The sequence below is a fragment of the Salinibacterium sp. UTAS2018 genome (assembly GCF_004118935.1).
In the GTDB taxonomy this organism is placed as follows: Bacteria; Actinomycetota; Actinomycetes; order Actinomycetales; family Microbacteriaceae; genus Rhodoglobus.
Genome location: NZ_CP035375.1, coordinates 902,095 through 922,409 on the forward strand (window position 1 = coordinate 902,095; position 20,315 = coordinate 922,409).

The window sequence follows — 20,315 nt, forward strand, 5'->3', positions numbered from 1 at the left end:
GAGCTGTAGCTACAGCTTGTTGTGAGTGAAGCGACCCGCCAGAATCGTGGCGTCAACCCGCATCGATCGCAGCTCTTCACCGCTGCAGTCGAGCGGGTTTTTGCGTGTCACGACGATGTCGGCGACTTCCCCGACCGCAATGCTCGATTGCACGGATGCCTGCAGCGCTTCGGCAACGGTGATGCACTGTTCGGGATGCCACGGCTCGCGCCCATCGCGGCTGCGGCTCACGGCTGACGCGATTGCCGCCCACGGGTCGAGCGGAGCCACGGGAGCATCCGAACCCATGAGTAGCTCAACGCCAGAATCGAGCATTGCGCGCAGCGCAATGCTGCGGTCGTTACGTCCGGGCCAGAGCGCGTCCGCTACGTCACGGTCGTCCATGGCGTGTTCGGGCTGCACGCTCGCAGCAATGCCGAGAGCGGCGAAACGAGGCAGGTCGGTTGCGGAAAGCAACTGGGCGTGCTCGATGCGGCCACGGCATCCGACCGCTTCGAAGGCGTCGAGAGCAAGCGTGTTGGCGTCGTCGCCGATGGCGTGAACGGCCGGCGAGAGGCCGGCGTTGCTGGCGGTGCGAATCCACTCGATCAGTTCGTCGGTGGGGATGTTGAGCACTCCCCTGTTGTGCGGCTCGCCCGGGTAGGACTCAGCGCAATACGCGGTGCGGGTGTTGAGCGAGCCGTCGGTGATGATCTTGAACGGGCCGACTTCGAGCAGCGGCGCGAGCCGTTGCCCGGTCGCGAGTCCTTCGAAAATCGCGCGTTCTAAGAAGCGCGGGTAGACGCCCACGCGCACGCGGAACAGATCGAAGCCGTGCAGCATGCGACGCTGCCAGTTCTCGAACTCCCACGTCATTTCGAGGTCGACGATGCCGACAACGCCACGGGATGCTGCCTCGCGCGCGCTGGCGTGGATCCACTCGTCGAGAATCTCGGGTTCAACCCGGCTCAGGGCGCTGCCGACCGCGAACGCTTCCTCTTCGCGCAAGAACCCGGTGGGGTGATCGTAGAAACCGAAACGCTCGAGCGCGAGGCTGTTGAGCCAGCAGGAGTGCAGGTCGCCACTGACAAGAACGACGGCGATGTCAGAGACGGCCGAGTCGAGCAGGGCGCGGGTGGGCTGGTCGGGCCACAGGGCATCGCGGAAACCTTGGCCGACGATGATGCCCTCCGACTGCGGCAAAACCGAAGTAGCGAGAGTGACGGCGACTTCAGTGGCCGAGGTCGTATGGCTGAGGTCGATGCGCTGCGATTGCTGCGCCCACATGCTGGAGTGCACGTGCTGATCCCAGAGGCCGGGCATGATCCAGCGGCCGTCGAGGTCGATGACGTCGTGGTCGGCAGCAGCGACGCCAGCGGCATCTGCTGACCGCTGGTGGGGCTCGATTGCGGAGATGCGCCCCTCAGTGAGGGTGACATCGACCAGGGCGGAGGCATCGTCGCCGACGATGCGCGCGTTAGTCAGTTTCACTCGGTAGAGCCCTTGTCATTTCTGCGGCCAGTTCTGAGCTAGCGTACGCGCTCCGCGAGCAGGCACGCACCTTAACTACCGAGCGGTGCTTGGCAGCTCGGGCACCAGTACAGCTTGCGGGCCGAGGCAAGTTCCATTGCGATGTTCGTGCCGCAGATCCGGCAGGGCAGGCCTTCGCGGTGATACACCCAGTGGCGGTCATCCCGGCTCGCGAGCGCCGCCGTGTAGTCGTCGCCGGTGAGACCTTCCATGGTCATCATCTGGCCGGTACGCACACCGATTTCGAGCAGGTGGGCCCAGTCTCGCCACAACTCGCGCACGAGTTCTTCGGGAATGAGTTTGCCGGGCGTGTGCGGGTCGAGGCGCGCGCGGAACAAAATCTCTGCCCGGTACACGTTGCCGATGCCGCTGACGACCGACTGATCCATGAGCAGCAGCCCAATCGCGGTCTGCTTCTTGCGCACGGTAGCGACGAAACGCTCTTCGGCCTCGCCGTTGTCGTCGACGAGCGGGTCGGGGCCAAGCTTGTTGAGCGCGACCTGCACCTCATCGGGATTCAGCACTTCGCACGCAGTCGGCCCGCGCAGGTCAGCACACGTGTCTGTTGTGAGGAGGCGAACGCGCACGGCACCAATGGGCTCGGGCGGAAAGTCTGAGACGTCGTCGGAGGCCTTCTCTTGTTCCGACATGCGCAAGCGGGTGCGGCGTGGGGCACCGATGCTCGCGAGCGAATCTTCGTGCTCGCCGACGACCGAGTTACCCGCGCCAGCGGCGGCACTGCTCAGCTCGCCCGAGCCGTCAGCATCCGCACCATCCACAAACGTGCCGTGCTGGTTGGTCTGCCCCATGCGACCGGCAGCCGATGCCGTAGTCGCGTCGGCGGTGAAATTACCGGCGAAATCCCAGGCTCCGTAGAGCCCGAGGTGCACGCGCAGCCAGCGGTCGTGCTCGAATTCGAGGAACATCTGCTTGCCCACGGCTTTGGCGCTGAGCATCCGCAGTCCATCGATACGTTCGGCTCCCGCGGCGAAGCGGCCTTGCGGAGACGACACTGCGACGGTTTTGCCGACGAAGTGCAGCGCGAACTGGCGCGCAATGCGATGTACGGAATGCCCCTCAGGCATTAGAGAGCGAAGGGGTGCGCTGCGATAGCGCCGGTGGTCTCGTATTCGGCGAGCTGCGCGATGCGGCGAGAGTGACGCTCGTCACCCGAGAAGGGTTCCGCGATGAAGAGGTCGATGAAGCGCGTGGCTTCGTCAACGGTGTGCTGGCGGGCACCAATAGAGATGACGTTGGCGTCGTTGTGCTGGCGGGCCAGAACGGCGGTCGAGTCGTTCCAGACGAGGGCGGCGCGGATGCCCACGACCTTGTTCGCGGCAATCTGCTCACCGTTACCGGAGCCTCCGAAGACAACACCGAGCGACTCGATACCGGCCGTCTGATCTGCCGCGACCGCGCGGGCTGCGGCAATGCAGAAACCGGGGTAATCGTCCAGAGCGTCGTAGGCAACGGGGCCATGGTCGATGACCTGGTGGCCCGCCGCGGTGAGGTGCTCCTGCAGGGTGGCACTGAACTCAAGGCCGGCGTGATCGGTGGCGATATGGATGCGCATTCCTCCAGTCTACGGTTGCCTGTGAACGCCAGTGGTTACATTGCCGGGGTGCGGCATAAGGTAGGTAGGTGCGGTCACAAACCGCCCCAACACGAAGGAGTTGTACGTGCCCGGAGAGAACCTCACCCGAGTTGAAGCGCAAGAACGTAAAGCGATTGTCAACGTTGACAGCTATGAGATTGCGCTTGACCTCACTACGGGTCCTGAGACGTTTAAGAGCAGCACGACTGTTCGCTTTACTGCCACTGCTGGCGCATCCACTTTCATTGATTCGATCACCCGCACGGTTGATTCGGTCACGCTCAACGGCACCGCTCTTGATGTTGCTGCTGTGAACGATGGTGTGCGCATCCAGCTCGACAACCTTGCTAAGAACAACGTTCTTGAGGTTGTAGCGGATGCCGAATACACCAACACCGGTGAGGGCCTGCACCGCTTCGTTGACCCCGTTGACGACGAGGTGTACCTCTACTCGCAATTCGAGGTGCCCGATTCGCGTCGCGTCTTCGCGGTGTTCGAGCAGCCTGACCTCAAGGCCACGTTCCAATTCACGGTGACGGCACCGGCACGCTGGGCCCTGATCAGCAACTCCCCCACGCCCACACCGGTAGTGGATGGCGAGAATGCCACATGGGAGTTCCCGCCCACTCAGATCATGTCGAGCTACATCACCGCGATCGTGGCGGGCCCGTATGCCGAGGTTCGCGACGAGCTCACCTCGAGCGACGGCCGCGTCATCCCCCTCGGAATCTTCACGCGTGCGTCGCTGAGCGAGTACCTCGATGCTGACTACATTTTCGAAAAGACCAAGCAGGGCTTCGAGTACTTCGAAAAGCACTTTCAGTACCCGTACCCCTTCGAGAAGTACGACCAGATGTTCGTACCCGAGTTCAACGCGGGTGCCATGGAGAACGCCGGCGCTGTCACGTTCACCGAGACCTACGTGTTCCGCTCAAAGGTGACCGACGCCATCAAGGAACGTCGCGTTGTCACGATCCTGCACGAACTGGCTCACATGTGGTTCGGCGACCTCGTCACCATGAAGTGGTGGAACGACCTCTGGCTCAACGAGTCATTCGCCGAGTGGGCATCGACCATCGCCACCGCGGAAGCTACCGAGTGGACCGAAGCGTGGACCACGTTCGCCGCCATGGAGAAGAGCTGGGCCTACAAGCAGGACCAGCTTCCCTCGACCCACCCCGTCTACGCCTCGATCAACGACCTCGATGATGTTCTCGTCAACTTCGACGGCATCACCTACGCCAAGGGTGGCTCGATTCTCAAGCAGCTCGTTGCCTGGGTTGGCCTCGAAGCGTTCATGGCCGGTGTCGCCGCGTACTTCAAGAAGCACGAGTACGGCAACACTGAGCTGAAGGATTTGTTGGTGGAGCTGGAGAAGACCAGTGGCCGCGAGCTCATGGAGTGGAGCAAGCTCTGGCTTGAGACCGCTGGTGTGAACACGTTGCGTCCGGATGTCGTGACCGCCGAAGACGGAACCGTCGAAAGCTTCGCGATCGTTCAGACCGCCACCGAGGACTACCCCACGATTCGCCCGCACCGTCTCGCTATCGGTTACTACTCGCAGCAGGACGGCAAGCTTGTTCGCCACCACCGCATCGAAATCGATGTTGAGGGTGAGCGCACGGAGGTTCCCGAGCTCGTCGGCACGAAGCGCCCCGACCTCATCCTGATCAACGATGACGACCTCGCCTACGCGAAGATCCGCCTCGATGACGCGTCACTGGCTGTGGCCATGAAGCACCTCTCCGACATCACTAACCCGCTGGCTCGCGCCATCGTGTGGGGTGCCGCGTGGGATGCTGCTCGTGATTCTGAGACTCCGGCCAGCGATTATGTTGCCCTGGTTCTCGGCAACATTGCGTCGGAGACCGAGTCGACCACGATTCGCACCACTCTTGCGCAGCTGGTTCTGGTTGCTAAGCAGTACGTTGCTCCGGAGCGTCGTGCGGCCACGATCGAGAAGATCGGCAACACGTTGTGGGCTTTGTCTCAGAGCGCTGAAGCGGGTTCGGATGCTCAGTTCCAGTTCGTGAAGTACTTCGCGAGCGTTGCTTCGACCGAAGAACACGTTACGGTGCTTCGGGCGCTGCGCAGTGGTTCCACGGCTCTCGATGGTCTCGAAATCGACACCGACCTGGCGTGGGAACTCCTCGAAGGCCTCGTTATCAACGGTGCTGCCGGAGATACCGAAGTGGATGAGGCACTCGCTAACGACAAGACGGCCAGCGGCCAGCAGGCTGCGGCCCGCGTTCGCGCTGCTATCGCCACGGAGGCGGGCAAGCGTGCCGCTTTCGCGTCACTCGTTGATAGCGACAAGTCGCCGAACGCGATCGTGCGCAACGTGACCATGGGCTACACCCACGTGAACGACCCCGCAGTGCTGGAAGCTTTTGTGGCTCCGTACTTTGAGGCGATCAACGATGTGTGGAAGAACCGCAGCTACGCGATTGCCGAGACGGTCATCCGTGGCCTCTACCCGGCACCGTTGGCCAACCAGGGACTCGTGGATGCCACGAACGCCTGGCTCGAGGCAAACCCCGATGTTCCAGCCCTGCGCCGCATCATCGTGGAAAACCTTGCAGGGGTTGAGCGTGCGCTGGTAGTTCAGGCTCGCGACAACTCCTAACCCCTTTCAGCCACCTTCGGGTGGTCGTGCGGGAGCCTAGCGGCGACTATTCAGCAGTCGCTCGCTAGGCTCCCAGCATGGAAGATTTCACTCTGGGCGGCTTGTGGGCTGCGGTGCGCGCGTTCTACGAGAACTCACCACTGCTCAAAGGCATCGTCATCATCGCTGGCGCATGGGTGTTGCGCTTCATTTTGTTGTTCGTGATCAAGCGCGTCGTCGACCGCGTGGTGAACGGCGTGAAGCACAAAGAGAACATCCACGACACTCAAGTTCTTCTGACCTCTCCCCTGGCGGCTGTGCGCGTTGTTCAACGCACCCGCACCCTCGGCGGAGTTCTCTCCAGCCTCATCACGGTTGCCATCGTGATCGTTGTACTGCTGTTGCTCTTCGATCTCTTCGCGCCGAACGCAACGGGCGCCTTCGCTCTCATCACGGCCGCGACCGGTGCCGGTCTCGGTTTCGGTGCCCAAAACGTGGTCAAAGACGTGCTGAACGGGCTGTTCATGGTGGCCGAGGATCAGTTGGGCGTTGGCGACATTGTTGACCTCGGGCCGGCTGTGGGTGTTGTCGAGTCGGTCGACATCCGCACCACTCAGGTTCGCGATGTGAACGGCACCCTCTGGTTTGTGCGCAACGGCGAAATTACCCGTGTCGGCAATATGTCGCAGGGTTGGGCGCGCGTGATCATCGATCTTGCTGTGCCGTATGAGTCGGATGTGGATGCCGTGCAGGAGCGCATTCTGAAGACCGCGGTTGACCTCTATAAGACTCCCAAATGGACGACTCGCATCTTGGAGCAGCCCGAGATTTGGGGGATCGAATCTATTTCCTCGGAGGCGGTGGTTGTTCGTCTGGTGGTGAAGACGGCATCCGCGACGAAGGATGATGTTGCTCGCGAGCTGCGGGCTCGTTTGAAGAAGGATTTGGATGAGGCGGGTGTCAAACTTCCCGCATTGAACTCGATCGTGTTGAGTGGGTTCGATGGTGCTGCGAGTGTGCGCGGTGCACGACCGCCCCGCACGCGCCCGGTGCCCGTGAACTTTGGCGAGGAGAAGCCCAAGAAATGACCGACGCTGAGAATGTAGCCGAGCCTGAGGGCGTGGCCGGTGCCGCGAACGTGGCCGAGACTGCGAACGCGGCTGAGCCCGCGAAGCGCCCGAAGATTCGTATTATTGCGAAGCCGGCGGTGACTCCGGATGCTCCGGCCGATTCGATGTGGGAACTCATCGGTGGCCGCGCCACCTTCGAGAAGCTCGTGCGCGAGTTCTATGTCGGCGTCGCGACCGATGAGGTGCTGCTGCCGATGTACCCGGAGCAGCCCGACCTTGAGGGCGCGATCCAGCGGCTGACAGGTTTTCTGGAACAGTATTGGGGCGGCCCGAACACGTACAGCCAAGAACGTGGACACCCCCGCCTGCGCCAGCGCCACATGCCCTTCAAGGTGAACCCGGATGCCCGCGACCGCTGGTTGCACCACATGCGGGTAGCTCTCGACACCCTCGAATTGCCGCCGCTCTACGACGCCGAAATCTGGGCGTACCTCGACCGTGCCGCGCACGCCATGGTCAACACGTTTGAGGAATAGCCGCTGCTAAGGAGTGGGCCAATCGAGGTCGAGGCCGCCTGTGTGATCCTCAGCCGGAAACGGCGGAAGAAAAACGGCGCACCACGGGGCTTTCGACACATCTGGCCGGCGATCCTACGATGCCGGTCAAAAGACAAGCATTGTCGACGGCGCGAGCCCCGTTCCACCAGCTAAATCAGTACAACTTATTCCCATCAGCACGGTCGCCACCACCTTTCCGCCTAAGGGCAGTTGAACTTTGCTAGCCTGATCTCACGCGCGACGGTTGGGGGTGTGCTGATGCTGGATATCCTCGTTCTCGGGCCGGTAGAAGTTCATCGGGATGGGCACAGTTTCCGTCTCGGTGGAGCCAAGCAGCAAGCACTTCTCGCTCAGCTGGTCGTTGCTCGAGGCCGCCCTCTTTCTCCATCCCGATTGTGCGGCGATTTGTGGGATGAGACTGCTCCTCGTGATCCTGCTCATGCGTTACAAGCGCGCGTGTCTCGGTTAAGGTCAGCTCTTCCTTCGCTCGATATTGGGTTCGTTAACGGGGGTTACAGTCTTGCTCCGACAGGTTTTCACACTGACACAATGCGTTTCGAGAATCTGACGGAAGAAGGCGGCTGGCTTCTCGCCGACGGTGGTCTCGTCCAGGCATCTGAACGTTTTCACGAGGCGCTCGAGCTATGGCGCGGGGCCGCTTTCGCTGATTTACCAGAATCTTCGGCGCTTCAGGCAGAATCAGCACGACTTGAGAAATTGCGGGCTTCGGCGCTGGCAGATCGCATCGATATCGATCTTTCACTTGGCCGCGAATCCACTGCTATTCCTGAACTCGCCGCGCTGGTCGAGGAGAGTCCCCTGCTTGAGCGGCACTGGGGTCAGTTGATGACTGCACTGTATCGACGTGGTCGCGCGCAAGAGGCTCTCGACGTGTTTGCGCGCGCCCGCGCGATGTCCACCGATCGGCTCGGTGTGGAGCCTAGTGGCGAACTTGGGCAGCTGCATGTGCGTATTTTACAAGAACAGCCGTCAGAATCGCTCTTGCGCCTCCCGGTAGCAACGCCGGTCTTCTCACCTATCAACAGGGAACTCGGGCGACCTCCCTCCATAGGCGTGACTTTGAGCTCGAATGACACGGATACGCTCGCGACTTTAGTGAAGCAGCACCGAGCATTGATTGTCACCGGACCTGCAGGAATCGGGAAGACCCATCTGCTCCGGGCAGTTCGGGCACGATTCGAGGCTCAGCACTGTCTGGCACCATTTTTGTCCGCAAGCACGCTCAGCCGTTCGATACCGCTCGGAGTTTTTGCCGGTACTGCGGGTTCCTTCTCAGAGGGATGGAGAACGCCTGCCGCCTTGATCGATTCTTTCACTCGTCACCGATCAACTACGGTTCTGCTCGTCGACAATGTGAATCTGTTAGATGAGTCGTCCCTCTTCGTCGTTACGCAACTCATCAGCACCTCTCGTGTCCCGACGATCTTGGTCACGCGGAGCCTGACCGATGCTCCGGCCGAGATACGAACTCTGTACGACAGCGGCGAACTCACTGAGGTCTCAGTCCAGAAGCTGAGCGACGTGGAGGCCTACGAACTGGCCGTCGGTATCACCGGAGGACCTCTGACGCCTGACTCCCGGCTGAGCATCCTCGACGCCGCCGCGGGTAACCCTTTTCATGTGCGTGAGATCATCGCCGGTTCGCTGACGGACGGGCTATTAGTACAGACCGAACACTGCTGGGAACTGCGGGGAAATCCCGTCCCGTCGCCTCGACTAGCACAACTGGTCGGCGCGCGGTTCAACGGGCTCGAGGATGCAAGTGTGGAAGCCGCGGCGCTAGTGGCTATCGCCGGCGAATATCCCGGTGAGGCTCTGGGGGCTACGCAGCGACGTATTCTGGCGCGCGCAGATGTGCTGGTGTTGTCCGATGGTGGGCGGTGGCGCCTCAAGAATCCACTGGAGTCTGAGGTTCTTCGCGCCCGATTCTCGAAAGCTTTGTGGAATGACTTCACCCGCGAAGTTGTGCAAGTTCTGAAGAGCGATTTAGCCTCAGACATGCCACGGGCGCAACTCCGTGCTCATATTCTGGCGCTCGATCTTGGCGACCCTATAGATATCCCTGCGACAATGGCGCTTGCCGAAATGGCCCTTGGAGCGTTCGATGAACGTCTCGCCCTCCGAGCCCTCGAAGCCGTGATCACACAGGATCCCAAGAATGTTCACGCGTACAGGCTCGCCGGACTCGCGGTTTCGGCACTAAGAATGTTGGATGCTGCTGACGCTCATTTTGGCAACGCACACCGTTACGCTGCTTCCGAGGCTGACATCACGGCCGTCGCGTTGGCTCATGCGCAGCACAGCGGTCTTCGACTCCAGGACCCAAGGAGCGCACTAGAAATCATCGAACGAGCGCTCGGCGTGGTCGAAGCGCCGGGCGAACTAGCTCAACTTCACCGCGGCCGGATGCGCTGGTCTGCGGTGGCAGGGATGGGCGGCGAGGTTACGCCGCCTCCCGCGATAACCTCCGATGTCGCGGATGCTTCGGGGCTGATGATCGTCGGCGTTTCGGGAGTGATCACAGGCCCGCTTGATGAAACTCATCGGGCACTCACGCAACTTCACCAGATTCCCGAAGAAACCATCGATTTGGTTCCCGGTGGCGCTGCCCTCATCGCCCTTACCGAGATTATGGCTTTGTCCAACTCGGGTGACGTTGTTGCGGCTCAGCATCGACTTCGGCAGAAGATCGTTGAGGCGAGCACCCGTGCCCTTGAGTCGCTGGGGCAGTGGGAGTACGCGCTCGGTTTCAGCGAGTTGCTTTCCGGGGATGCGTCGCAGGCGCACGCACTTGCTTTGTCTGCCGTCGGGCACCTCGAATGGCGTGATACGACCGGTCTCCTCCCCGCTGCACAAGCACTCACTGCGGCAAGCGCTCTGGCCGCAGGGCACCCTGGCGCGGAGTCGCGAGTAATGTTCGATCGCATCCCCACGGCGGCGTCCAGCGACCCCAAAGTTGTAATGCTCCGCGCTTGGGCTGAGGCCCGAATCGCCTGCGCCGAAGGGCATCGCGAAGAGGCGGCACGCGCTCTAGTGGAGACGGCACAGTGGTTGCTCTGGGCACAGCACACCTACTTTGCTGGAATGCTTGCGCATTGCGCGATCCGTATAGGCTGCAAAATGGACGACGCTGTGGTGGTTCTAGGCGAGGCACATGCTATTGCTGGCGGCGGTCTACTCACCCTGCTCTTGCGTCACGGTGAAGCAACTGTCGCTGGGGACGCGATCGAACTCAACAAGATTGCTCGCGAGGCACATGAACTGGGGCTCGTAGCAACCGCGGCGGATACTTGGGTGTCCTTGATCGCGAGTTCCGGCGCTGAGGATCTGCCTGACCGGCTGAAACATCAGCGTTCCGCCGTCGCGCAGTTGCTCACCGAAAAGCCTGCTCTGGTCTCGTGGGTTACTTGATCCAGCGATGTTAATCGTCCAGTTGAGTGCTTCCTTGCTCTCGATTGCGACACGATGGCCGCGTTCTTTAAGATGCTGCTGCGGTGGGATTCTGTGAAGCGCTGTCCGCTGATGAGCGACACCATCTGACACTCCACCAGCCGACGCTCACATTCGGCTCACGCCGGTCGGTGCTGCCTAGGGGCAATAAAGTGTGAGCCGAATGTGAGTGGCATCGGGTTGCCTTGAGGATCAGCATTTGTTCGCGGACGAATAGTGAAGGGCATCATGCGTCGATCTTCAGCCGGAGCCTTGTGGCGGGGCCTCGTCCTCGGGACCGTAGTCATACTCAGCAGCGCGGCATGTGCATCGGGCGACCGCGCGTCGTCTGATGCGTCAAGCCCGTCAGGATCGGCCACGTCGGTGAGTCCTGACGCTTCGAGCGATGATGCTGAGGTTCTGGCTGACCCCGAGCTGAAGTCGCAAGACCTCGGCGGCACCGTGGCCTGCGGTGACACCGAGTTCACCGATGAGGTGCCGATCCCCCAGAACCTTTCCACTCTCGATGTTCCGTTCTATCCGTGTGCGCTCGAGGTGGCCGCCGTCACGGGAACCGATCAGTTTTTCGTGGGTGAGTACGTCACCGGTCACGCACTGACCATCGTCAATATGGTCGTCAGAGATCAGTTCGAGGACTCAGATTGGGAACTTATCGAGAGATCGGTGGAAGGCTCCAACACCATCAGTAGGGCCCAGAAGCCTGGATACTCCCTCGTTGTCGTTGTCGGCCCCGAGCGCTCGACCGATGCCGACACCAGCATTCACTACACCCTGCGCACGCAGTGAGCACCAAATCAGTTCCTAGAAAGGCAACGATGAAGAACAAACAGTATTCACTCGCCCCCTGGTCCTTAGCGCTCGTGCTCGGTTTAGGCATCGCCCTCAGCGGATGCGCAACGGGAACTGTCTCGAATGGTGACAGCGAACGCACCGCTAGTCAGTCCGCTCCTGAGTCCGAAGCTGCGGAGGAAGAATCAGAAATTGACAAAGACTGTCTTTCGGCATTTAGCACGGTCGGTCTTGTTGAAGCGGGGTTGCGCTTGCAGGCTGAACAAGCCCCTCTGACCGAAGAAGTTGTCGCGGATATCTTCAGTGACACCACCCCATACGCAGACCGGCTGCCTGACCCTGTACGGGCGGATTACCAGACCTATCATGATGCGGCGCTCAGCGCAGTCGGTCTCGAAGCCGGAGAGGTCGATGCGATTCTCGACACCGACGACGTACAGTCCGCCATCAAGAGCGTCAGCAACAAGCTTGTGACTTCGTCCGCTTGCCTGTGAGCGACCACCTGCAGCTTTCATAGCCGGATCAGCCTTGTGTGAGCGAGTTGTGAGCGCCAGATGGTGTGCTGGAAGCTACTGGCGCTGCCGTTGGTTCGGAAATTGAAGGCGGCGCCGCGCACTACAGGATCAGCAATCAACAATGAGAAAAGAGGGTCCGGCCCGCCGGCAGCTATGACAACACACACCACCTTCACCAAGTCCACAATCGTCGCGGTAGCTCTGGCGACAACTCTGTCGCTCAGCGGGTGCTTTGCCAACCCCATTGACCAGCTAACTGACAAGATCGGCAGTGGCATCGCTGAAGAGGGCGCAGAAAAGCTTATTGAAGGAGCCACGGGGAGCGATATTGACATCGAAGCCGACGGGACGATGCCCCAGGACTTTCCGGACGAGGTCCCGATTATCGAGGGAAAGATTGAATCGGCAGTTGGCCTCACGATCGATGGCCAACAAACATGGACGGTAACTTTCATCGTCGATGACGCAAAATCGTCGGTCAAAGCCGCGCGGAAGATGATTGTTGAGGCGGGGTTCGAAGAGACCCTGTGGAGTGACTCCTACCTGATCATGGGCATGTTCTCCAACGACGCCTACCAGATCACTGTTAGCGCGTATGCCGACGAAGATGACCAGCGCGTCACCTATCAGGTCTTCGAAGATACTGCGGACTAGTAGCAGGGATGAACCGTTTGATCAAGGGCAACAGACCGTCGTCGTCAGAGCCAGCGGGTGCTGCGGGATGGTTCTCTTCGCCATGCACGGGGCACCAATCTAGTTGCCAGCCGGCTTCGAGAGCGACCCGATTCCAGAACACTCTTTGCGTTCGTCCGTTGCCTTCTCGAAACGGATTCACGTAGTTGATCTTCTCGTAGTGAAAAGCCAGCCGCTCGACGAATGCCTCACGTTCAAGTCCCCTGAGGTGCTCGTCATCAGCAAGGTCTTGGAAGCAATGTGCTGCCGCTAATTCGAACTGGATCGTTCAGTAGCTGCGTTGCACGAGCGAACGCGAGGTCAGCTTCCTCGGCAGCCAGTTCAGCGCTCGTTGCTGCGCCGACAAGATTGCGGAGAACCGTGGTCCTTGAAATCAGGTAGGGGTCTACAAAATCAGTTGAGCCCATACCGGGCACGGACGCGGTCAACTAGCTCGTCAGCATCGATGGTGCCGGCGACGTAGGAATCAGCGTCAGCGCGAGTGGCTTCTGACACGGTCAGACCCTCGATCTCGCCGCTGTGACTTGCGGCCTCAACGTACGGCGCACGCACTTCTGTGATGGTCATTTTTTGCCGCTACTCCTAGTGAAAATTGTACCCGACGTACTCGAATAACGGTTGGGTGTAGTGCCGAATTGCACTGAGTTTTCCCGGCCCATTCCTTGCACTCTCGGGCCTTTTCGTCCAGACCATCCGGCAGATTGCGAACCCGAGGAAGACATAAGCTTCTACCTACGATGACAGATAGCGATGAGCAGGGCAGTTACGCGCCAATCGGGAGCGGAGCGGCGCACAGTGAGCGCGCGGAACGTCTACTGTTCGACATTTGCACACTGTCGGTGACCGGTCTCGTCATCATCTGCGAACTTGGTGATCCGGTTCCGGAAAATACGCGGCCGCACATGAACATGAAGATGACGCAGCATCTGCGGCTTTCGGACGATTCTATGATCCGTCTCGATATGGATCGCGGCGTAGTCACCTCCCGACACGGGGGTGGCGACGTCGTTTCGTGGAAGCAGCCCGCAGCCGACGTGATCACTGAGGTTCTCGATCTCGTGCGCAACGATGACGCCGCGAATCCTGATTCGTTTCCGTGGGAAGCGTACGCCGAGGCCGCTCAACTCAGGGGCATCTCGGTTGACGCCGACGATCTGCGCGATCTTCCTCACACAGTGCTGCTGTCGGATGAGCTCACCGAGATTTACGAGTTCTGATCAACCGAGCCCGTCGCGTTCGGCTGCCCTAGGTACTTCTGCAACGCCTTGATCGACAGCACCAGAGCCCAGATAGCCAGCACAACGAGCACAAGTACTGCGGCAAAGAAAACTACGTTGAAGACGATTCCTATGATTCCGATTTGACCAATCATCCGCCCACCCTACGGAAAAAGTAAGAGAAACTCCACTAGCGCTGTGCGCCCGGGATGATGGTGCAGATCTCCGCCTCGGTGCAGTTGGCCGGGTCACGATCTTGAGCCTCGTGGATGAGTTGCTTCAGCTCCGCTTCGAGCGCCGCCAGGTCTTTCAGGCGCTCCTGCACGCCGTCTAGTTTGTGTTCGAGCAAGCTTGAGACGTGGGTGCAGGGTGCTTCGCCGGCATCCCGCAGCGACAGGACGCTCATGATCTCCGACAGCGTGAGCCCCGCCGCTTGGCTGTTGCGAATGAACGTGACTCGGTCGACAACGGCGGGATCGTAGTCGCGATACCCGTTGCCTTGCCGCTGAGGCTCGGGCAGAAGCCCTTGCTTTTCGTAAAAACGGATCGTGTGGCGCGGCACATCCAGACGGTCGGCGACTTCTCCAATAAGCATCGGGCAAGACTAACGCTTGACCTTCAAGTGCACTTCAAGGTTTACGGTGAAGGTATGGAAATCACGCTGCAATACTTCGAGGGCTGCCCCAACTGGAAGGTTGCCGATCAGCACATCACCGAACTCGTACAAGAGTTCCCGCAAATCACGGTGTCGCGACACCTAGTCGACAGCGTCGACGAAGCTGAGCGTGTGGGGTTCCGCGGGTCACCGAGCATCCTCTTCGATGGTGTGGATCCCTTTGCCCAGACGGATGCCCCGGTCGGGCTCGCGTGCCGCCGCTACATCACCCCGGCTGGCTTTGCCGGCGCACCCACTGTTGACCAGCTGAGAGAGAAGTTGCGCAGCCTGTAGCCCGCAGGTCGGCCTCCCGACGCACCACGTCACATCCTGCCGACTCTCCCTAATCGAACGCTCTCCCCGCACCAAAGGGATTCTCTCTGTGCGGAATGCCCTCGAACTACCGCCGCTCTACGACGCCGAAATCTGGGCGCACCTCGACCGTGCCGCGCACGCCATAGTCAACACGTTCGAGGAGTAGCCGCTGATCGTGGTGCGCACCGCCGCCTCTTAGCCTCTGCACTAGAGTGAGGTTACTGGCGCCTAGACCTCGCGCAAGTGATTTTCGGTTTGACGCTCAACGTCTTCGCCACCGTCAGGTCTCTCGTGCCCACGATTTTCGTCGTCGTTTCCGCGTCGGGCTGTCGAACACATCGTTTCTTTTCAAAGATGTGTCCAGAACCCCAAGCTCGACTTGTGACGCGGTCGGTTTCAGCCTTCAGGCATCACGCATCAGGCATTACGCATCAGCAAGTATCAGCACGCGTCAACACGCATCCGGTGGTGTTTGACCGAGCGGACACGGAGTCCACCATGACCGAGACACCACACGACCCAGCAGATACTGGCGGCCACTTTCCCAGTTTTCGCTCGGAACTTGATTCCGAGCACCATCACACTGTCGGCGACGATTGGGCGGGCGGCGTTCAGCCGCAGTTCGGGGTCGCTCCCCGCATCCGGATCGGTCGAACAAAGTGGTTCAACTTGCTCTGGCTGATCCCGATCGGGGTGGCTTTGCTGATCATCGCGATCGCTATCGCGAAGGGTCTGCGGGAGACGGCCGGTGTGCAGGCATTCATCCTGGAGTATCCGGGCCTGTCAGAGTTGCCGGAGGGGGCTCCAGTCGGCTTTCCAGCATGGCTGCAGTGGCAGCATTTCTTGAATCTGTTTCTCATGCTGTTCATCATCCGGTCGGGGCTCACGATTCTCTCTGACCATCCGCGCCTCTACTGGACTCGACATTCCACGCCAGGTGAGGACTGGTTTCGAATCCAGAAGCCCGTGCCACCGGCCCCGCTGTACACCGCAAAGGAGGACTCCATCACACTCCCCGATGGTGTCGGGCTTCCTGGCCGCCGGCATTCGATCGGCTTGGCGCGGTGGTGGCATCTTGGCGTCGACACGCTGTGGCTGGTCAACGGGATCGTGTTCTACATCCTCATTTTCACCACCGGGCAGTGGCTGCGCTTGGTGCCGTTGCACTGGGATGTAATCCCGAACGCGATCTCCGTCGGCATCCAGTACCTCTCCTTAGATTGGCCTGTGGAGTCGGGCTGGACGAACTACAACGGGCTGCAACTCATCGCCTATTTCATCACTGTGTTTATCGCGGCACCCTTGGCACTGGTGACAGGTCTGGGAATGTCGCCGGCTCTTTCTACCCGGTTTACTCGGATCAGTTCTGTCTTCAGTATTCAGTTTGCTCGGTCGGTGCATTTCGTGGTTCTTGCATGGTTCGTGCTGTTCATCGTCGTGCACGTCACCCTCGTCTTGACCACCGGCGCGTTGCGGAACCTGAACCACATGTTCGCCGGCCGCGACGACGAGTCATGGTGGGGATTCGCAATCTTCTCAGCATCGCTCGTTGTGTTGATCGTTGCGTGGGTGGCAGCGACCCCGTTCACGTATCGGCATCCGCGTGTGGTGCAACGGGTCGGTTATGCCCTGATTGGGCCCGCTCAGCGCCTCTTCGAACACATCGATGCCAAACCGGGCCAGTACACCGAAAAAGACATATCGCCGTATTTCTGGCACAACGGAAAGTATCCGGACGGTGCCGAATACCTTGCCCTCCAGGCCAACGATTTCCAGGACTACACCCTCCGCGTCAACGGGCTGGTGAAAAACCCTGTCGATTTGAACCTCACCCAGTTGCGGTCGTTGGCGCATCATGAACAGATCACTCAACATTTCTGTATTCAGGGCTGGTCTGGGGTCGCGAAATGGGGCGGTGTGTCCATGCAAACCCTGATGGATGTCGTGCAGCCGGCCCCCGAGGCGAAATGGGTGATCTTCTATTCCCACGCTCTCGGCCCCGACGGCGGCCTGTACTACGACGCGCAGCCCATCGAGCAGATGAGTCACCACTTGACGATGCTCGCCTACGACATGAACGACGAGACGCTTGATTTCGGCCACGGCGCTCCCCTGCGGCTCCGCAACGAGATTGAACTCGGCTTCAAAATGGTGAAATGGCTGAAAGGGATCGAGTTCGTCGAGCACTTCTCTGACGTCGGTGGAGGGCTTGGCGGCTACAACAACGACCACGAGTTCTTCGGATACAGCCAATCCATTTGACTACAGTGCTGCGAGACGCAGCGGGTCGGATGCCGCCCGCTGCGTTCTCCTTCGTGATGGCTACGGGCATAATTTCTACTGCACTGAACCTCATCGGCTGGAGAGCGCTGTCCGTCGCCTTCTTGGTCATCGCCATCACCGGACTTATCGTGCTGACCGTGTTCAGCTTCGCTCGGATCGTGTTCCGCCCGCGTGACGTTCTGGCAGATTTGCGGAACCCGGGGCGGGCGTTCGGATTTTTCACCGTCGTCGCCGGACTCGGGGTCGTTGCGGTGCGGTTGGCCGCTGGTGGATATCTGTGGGCGGCTGCCGTGCTGGGGGCACTGAGTGTTCCGGTCTGGTTGGCCCTGACTTACGGCATCCACACTGGGTTCTTTTTTCGATCACGCCACGCACCTGAATCAGTGCGCGTCGATGGTTCGTGGTTGCTGTGGGTTGTCGGCACCCAATCCTTCGCGATTGTCGCTAGCCTTGCCGCCGCCGTGTTTGCGAGCAACTTTCTGGCCAGTGTCGCGGTTGCCCTCTGGGGCGTCGGGGTGTCGTTATATGTGATCCTCACAACGCTGATCGTGCACCAGTTGCTCACGGTCCGAAGCGACCCGGCGACGTTCTCACCGACCTATTGGATCTTGATGGGCGCTACCGCGATCACGGTTCTCGCCGCCGCACATATCCTTGAGCTCCCCGGGACCCTTCCAATCTTGGCGGCCACAGCAGGGACTGTATCGGGTTTCGGGTATCTCTTCTGGGCGGTCGGGACTTGGTGGATACCATTCCTGATCATCTTCGGCTTCTGGCGCCACATCACCCACCACGTGCCCCTCCGCTACACCACCGCCTTGTGGAGCATCGTGTTCCCGCTTGGCATGTACGCCACCGCCAGCATCACTTTCGGCACCGCGACCGGGCTGACCTTCATGATCGACGTCGGCCGAGTCGGGGTCGTCATCGCCGTGCTCGCCTGGTTTGCCGTCCTCGTGCTCGCTGCATACACGGCCTCACAATCGCTCCGACGCGACGAAGGCCATGACCGACCGCCGGGTGCTGCCCGTGTTTAGGCGGTCGTGCGAGTCTGCGGTGTGCTCACCGTCAGCACGATGACGCTGTCTTCGACCGCATCGAGGGCATGCCGGGCATCCGGGATCGTCAGAAGATCGCCCGGTGAACCGTTCCACTGCGCGGACCCCACACGCAACAACACTCGCCCTACAAGGACATGCACAGTCGCTTCGCTAGGGTTCTCGTGTTCGGACAATGATTCCCCGGCGCGCAGCGCAATGAGGGTCTGCCGCAGGTGATGTTCATGCCCGCCAAACACGGTCTCCGAGCTGCGACCACTGGATGCCCGCTTGGCTTGGTCTAGGTGATGCCGAGCCAACGCGATCAATGACACTTTCTGCACGAGAAGACCTCCTGATTATCAATCGTTGTTGCTTCGGAGTCCGGCAGGAGAGGGCGATCTGCGACCCCACCCACAAGTATCCGGCAAGACTAGCCCTTGACCTTCAACCGGACTTCAGGGTTTACCGTGAAGGTATGGAGATCACACTGCCCTACTGCGACGGCTTCGCCGAGTGTTGAACAGCTGCGAGACAAGCTGAACAGCTTCTAGCCCTCGGCAGCCCCTCGGAGGCACCGACTCGGTTGCTGCCCGCACTCGCAAATCAAACGTTTTCTCCCCAACCAAAGGATTCCCCATGACTGACAACAACTATGACCTGCTCGTCATCGGCGCCGGAATGGCCGGCATTGCGGCCGCGAAGAAGACGGCGTCGCGCGGGTGCCGCGTCGGAATCGTGGATGCACTCCCCTACGGCGGCACGTGTGCGCTTCGTGGATGCGACCCCAAGAAGATCCTTCGGCGCGCTGCAGAGATCGTCGACTCTGCCCGCCTCTTCGCCGACAAAGGAATCAACGCGGATGACCTCAGCGTCAATTGGGCTGACCTCATGCAGCACAAGCACGGCTTCACCGATCCGGTGCCCGAGAGCATGGAGAAGGGCCTCAAGGCGGCCGGCGTTGACACCCTGCACGGGATCGCGACGTTCATCGACAACAACCACATCGAGATCGACGGCACGAAGTTTCAGGCGAATAAGTTCTTGATCGCTACCGGTGCGGTGCCCCGCGAGCTGGACTTTCCCGGCCACGAGCACCTCACCGACAGCACCGGCTTTCTCAACCTCCCCGAGCTTCCGCGCCGGATAGCGTTCATCGGCGGTGGCTTCGTGTCGTTCGAGTTTGCGCACATCGCTGCCCGCGCGGGAAGCACCCCGGTCGTTATCGACCGCGGCCGCATTCCGCTGAAGGGTTTCGACCCCGACCTCGTCGAACTCTTGCTCAAGCGAGGCGAAAGCGCTGGCGTTGCGGTGCAGCGCGAAACGACCATTGCGAGCGTCGAGAAACTCGCCCAAGGATTCCGGGTCACGACCCAACAGGGCGGCACAGAATCCACGCTGGATGTCGATCTTGTCGTGCATGGTGCCGGGCGCACCGCAGACCTCAGTCGATTGAATCTCGAAGCAGCCAATGTCGCGTTCGGCCCTCGCGGCATCCAAGTTTCGGAGCACCTTCAGAGCACCACGAACCCTGACGTGTATGCGGCTGGCGATGCTGCAGATACCCCAGGGATGCCGCTGACACCGGTAGCGGTGTTCGAGGCGAAGATCGCGGCATCCAACATGTTGAAGCCGAATTCGGCGACACCGGATTACAGCGCCATTCCCACTGCGGTGTTCACCATTCCGGAGCTCGTCAGGGTCGGCATGCTCGAGCACGTGGCCAAGGAGAGCGGACTCGACGTTGACGTGCGATTTACCGACACGAGCGGATGGTTCTCCAACTACCGCATTGGTGAAACGACCGGTGCGACAAAGATTCTGGTCGACAAGAGCACCGACCGCATCATCGGCGCCCACCTCCTCGGCCACGACTATGCCGAACTCGCGAACACCATCGCTCTCGCCATGAAGAACGGTCTCACCACGCGCCAAATCAAGTCGACAACTGCCGCGTACCCGTCGACCGGGTCAGATCTGGGGTCGATGGTCTGAGGCGGTGAAG

20 protein-coding genes are annotated in these 20,315 nt (G+C 60.5%); 12 read left to right on the forward strand and 8 right to left on the reverse strand.

Features of this window, described 5'->3' with window-relative positions:
* Positions 1–9 precede the first annotated feature (9 nt).
* The 3 genes from ESZ53_RS04260 to ESZ53_RS04270 form a co-directional block, all read right to left on the reverse strand.
* Positions 10–1,470: an amidohydrolase gene (locus tag ESZ53_RS04260; RefSeq protein ID WP_129071693.1), complete on the reverse strand. Its 1,461-nt coding sequence runs from the start codon at positions 1,468–1,470 to the stop codon at positions 10–12.
* A 71-nt stretch (positions 1,471–1,541) separates the two neighbouring features.
* A complete protein-coding gene (locus tag ESZ53_RS04265) occupies positions 1,542–2,594 on the reverse strand; it encodes an Fpg/Nei family DNA glycosylase (protein WP_129071694.1) in 1,053 nt (350 codons plus the stop codon).
* The gene (locus ESZ53_RS04270; protein WP_129071695.1) at positions 2,594–3,082 is read right to left on the reverse strand and encodes a ribose-5-phosphate isomerase; all 489 of its coding nucleotides are present in this window, start codon (positions 3,080–3,082) and stop codon (positions 2,594–2,596) included. Before ESZ53_RS04270 ends, ESZ53_RS04265 begins: the two co-directional genes overlap by 1 nt.
* 106 nt (positions 3,083–3,188) lie before the next feature.
* Between ESZ53_RS04270 and pepN the strand changes: the two genes are divergently transcribed.
* The 7 genes from pepN to ESZ53_RS04305 all read left to right on the forward strand — a co-directional run bounded on the left by pepN (position 3,189) and on the right by ESZ53_RS04305 (position 12,764).
* A complete protein-coding gene (gene pepN / locus ESZ53_RS04275) occupies positions 3,189–5,729 on the forward strand; it encodes an aminopeptidase N (RefSeq protein ID WP_129071696.1) in 2,541 nt (846 codons plus the stop codon).
* A gap of 77 nt (positions 5,730–5,806) precedes the next feature.
* Positions 5,807–6,796, forward strand: a complete 990-nt coding sequence (locus ESZ53_RS04280) for a mechanosensitive ion channel family protein (RefSeq protein ID WP_129071697.1) — start codon at positions 5,807–5,809, stop codon at positions 6,794–6,796.
* Between the two features lie 146 nt (positions 6,797–6,942).
* Positions 6,943–7,314 (forward strand): globin, encoded by a 372-nt coding sequence (locus tag ESZ53_RS04285; RefSeq protein WP_129073490.1) that lies wholly within the window; start codon positions 6,943–6,945, stop codon positions 7,312–7,314.
* A 570-nt stretch (positions 7,315–7,884) separates the two neighbouring features.
* On the forward strand, positions 7,885–10,767 hold the full coding sequence (locus ESZ53_RS04290; protein ID WP_129071698.1) for an AfsR/SARP family transcriptional regulator: 2,883 nt from the start codon (positions 7,885–7,887) through the stop codon (positions 10,765–10,767).
* Between the two features lie 402 nt (positions 10,768–11,169).
* Positions 11,170–11,592 (forward strand): hypothetical protein, encoded by a 423-nt coding sequence (locus tag ESZ53_RS04295; protein ID WP_129071699.1) that lies wholly within the window; start codon positions 11,170–11,172, stop codon positions 11,590–11,592.
* A gap of 29 nt (positions 11,593–11,621) precedes the next feature.
* On the forward strand, positions 11,622–12,089 hold the full coding sequence (locus ESZ53_RS04300; RefSeq protein WP_129071700.1) for a hypothetical protein: 468 nt from the start codon (positions 11,622–11,624) through the stop codon (positions 12,087–12,089).
* 174 nt (positions 12,090–12,263) lie between these two features.
* The gene (locus tag ESZ53_RS04305; protein WP_129071701.1) at positions 12,264–12,764 is read left to right on the forward strand and encodes a hypothetical protein; all 501 of its coding nucleotides are present in this window, start codon (positions 12,264–12,266) and stop codon (positions 12,762–12,764) included.
* Here the strand turns inward: ESZ53_RS04305 and ESZ53_RS14585 are convergent.
* Complete coding sequence (locus tag ESZ53_RS14585) at positions 12,730–13,068, reverse strand: Fic family protein (RefSeq protein WP_210403868.1); 339 nt, start codon at positions 13,066–13,068, stop codon at positions 12,730–12,732. The two genes, ESZ53_RS04305 and ESZ53_RS14585, sit on opposite strands and share 35 nt — an antisense overlap.
* Positions 13,069–13,196: 128 nt before the next feature.
* Positions 13,197–13,370: an antitoxin VbhA family protein gene (locus tag ESZ53_RS14305; RefSeq protein ID WP_168187184.1), complete on the reverse strand. Its 174-nt coding sequence runs from the start codon at positions 13,368–13,370 to the stop codon at positions 13,197–13,199.
* A gap of 170 nt (positions 13,371–13,540) precedes the next feature.
* On the opposite strand from ESZ53_RS14305, the gene ESZ53_RS04315 reads away from it, so the two are divergent.
* On the forward strand, positions 13,541–14,020 hold the full coding sequence (locus ESZ53_RS04315; protein ID WP_129071702.1) for a hypothetical protein: 480 nt from the start codon (positions 13,541–13,543) through the stop codon (positions 14,018–14,020).
* On the opposite strand, the gene ESZ53_RS14310 is transcribed toward ESZ53_RS04315, so the two are convergent.
* Positions 14,008–14,175 carry a hypothetical protein gene (locus tag ESZ53_RS14310; protein ID WP_168187185.1) on the reverse strand — a complete coding sequence of 56 codons (168 nt, stop codon included), beginning with the start codon at positions 14,173–14,175 and terminating at the stop codon, positions 14,008–14,010. The two genes, ESZ53_RS04315 and ESZ53_RS14310, sit on opposite strands and share 13 nt — an antisense overlap.
* A 35-nt stretch (positions 14,176–14,210) precedes the next feature.
* The gene (locus ESZ53_RS04320; protein WP_129071703.1) at positions 14,211–14,615 is read right to left on the reverse strand and encodes a heavy metal-responsive transcriptional regulator; all 405 of its coding nucleotides are present in this window, start codon (positions 14,613–14,615) and stop codon (positions 14,211–14,213) included.
* 54 nt (positions 14,616–14,669) lie between these two features.
* Between ESZ53_RS04320 and ESZ53_RS04325 the strand changes: the two genes are divergently transcribed.
* From ESZ53_RS04325 to ESZ53_RS04340, 3 genes are all read left to right on the forward strand, one after another.
* Positions 14,670–14,969, forward strand: a complete 300-nt coding sequence (locus ESZ53_RS04325; protein ID WP_129071704.1) for a thioredoxin family protein — start codon at positions 14,670–14,672, stop codon at positions 14,967–14,969.
* A gap of 402 nt (positions 14,970–15,371) precedes the next feature.
* Positions 15,372–17,252 (forward strand): molybdopterin-dependent oxidoreductase, encoded by a 1,881-nt coding sequence (locus tag ESZ53_RS04335; RefSeq protein WP_210403834.1) that lies wholly within the window; start codon positions 15,372–15,374, stop codon positions 17,250–17,252.
* Between the two features lie 5 nt (positions 17,253–17,257).
* On the forward strand, positions 17,258–18,310 hold the full coding sequence (locus tag ESZ53_RS04340; protein ID WP_246837421.1) for a tellurite resistance/C4-dicarboxylate transporter family protein: 1,053 nt from the start codon (positions 17,258–17,260) through the stop codon (positions 18,308–18,310).
* On the opposite strand, the gene ESZ53_RS04345 is transcribed toward ESZ53_RS04340, so the two are convergent.
* Positions 18,307–18,654, reverse strand: a complete 348-nt coding sequence (locus ESZ53_RS04345; protein ID WP_129071706.1) for a cupin domain-containing protein — start codon at positions 18,652–18,654, stop codon at positions 18,307–18,309. The genes ESZ53_RS04340 and ESZ53_RS04345 overlap by 4 nt on opposite strands.
* Positions 18,655–18,949: 295 nt before the next feature.
* Between ESZ53_RS04345 and ESZ53_RS04350 the strand changes: the two genes are divergently transcribed.
* Positions 18,950–20,305, forward strand: coding sequence for an NAD(P)/FAD-dependent oxidoreductase (locus tag ESZ53_RS04350; RefSeq protein WP_129071707.1), 1,356 nt, complete (start codon positions 18,950–18,952; stop codon positions 20,303–20,305).
* Positions 20,306–20,315 lie beyond the last annotated feature (10 nt).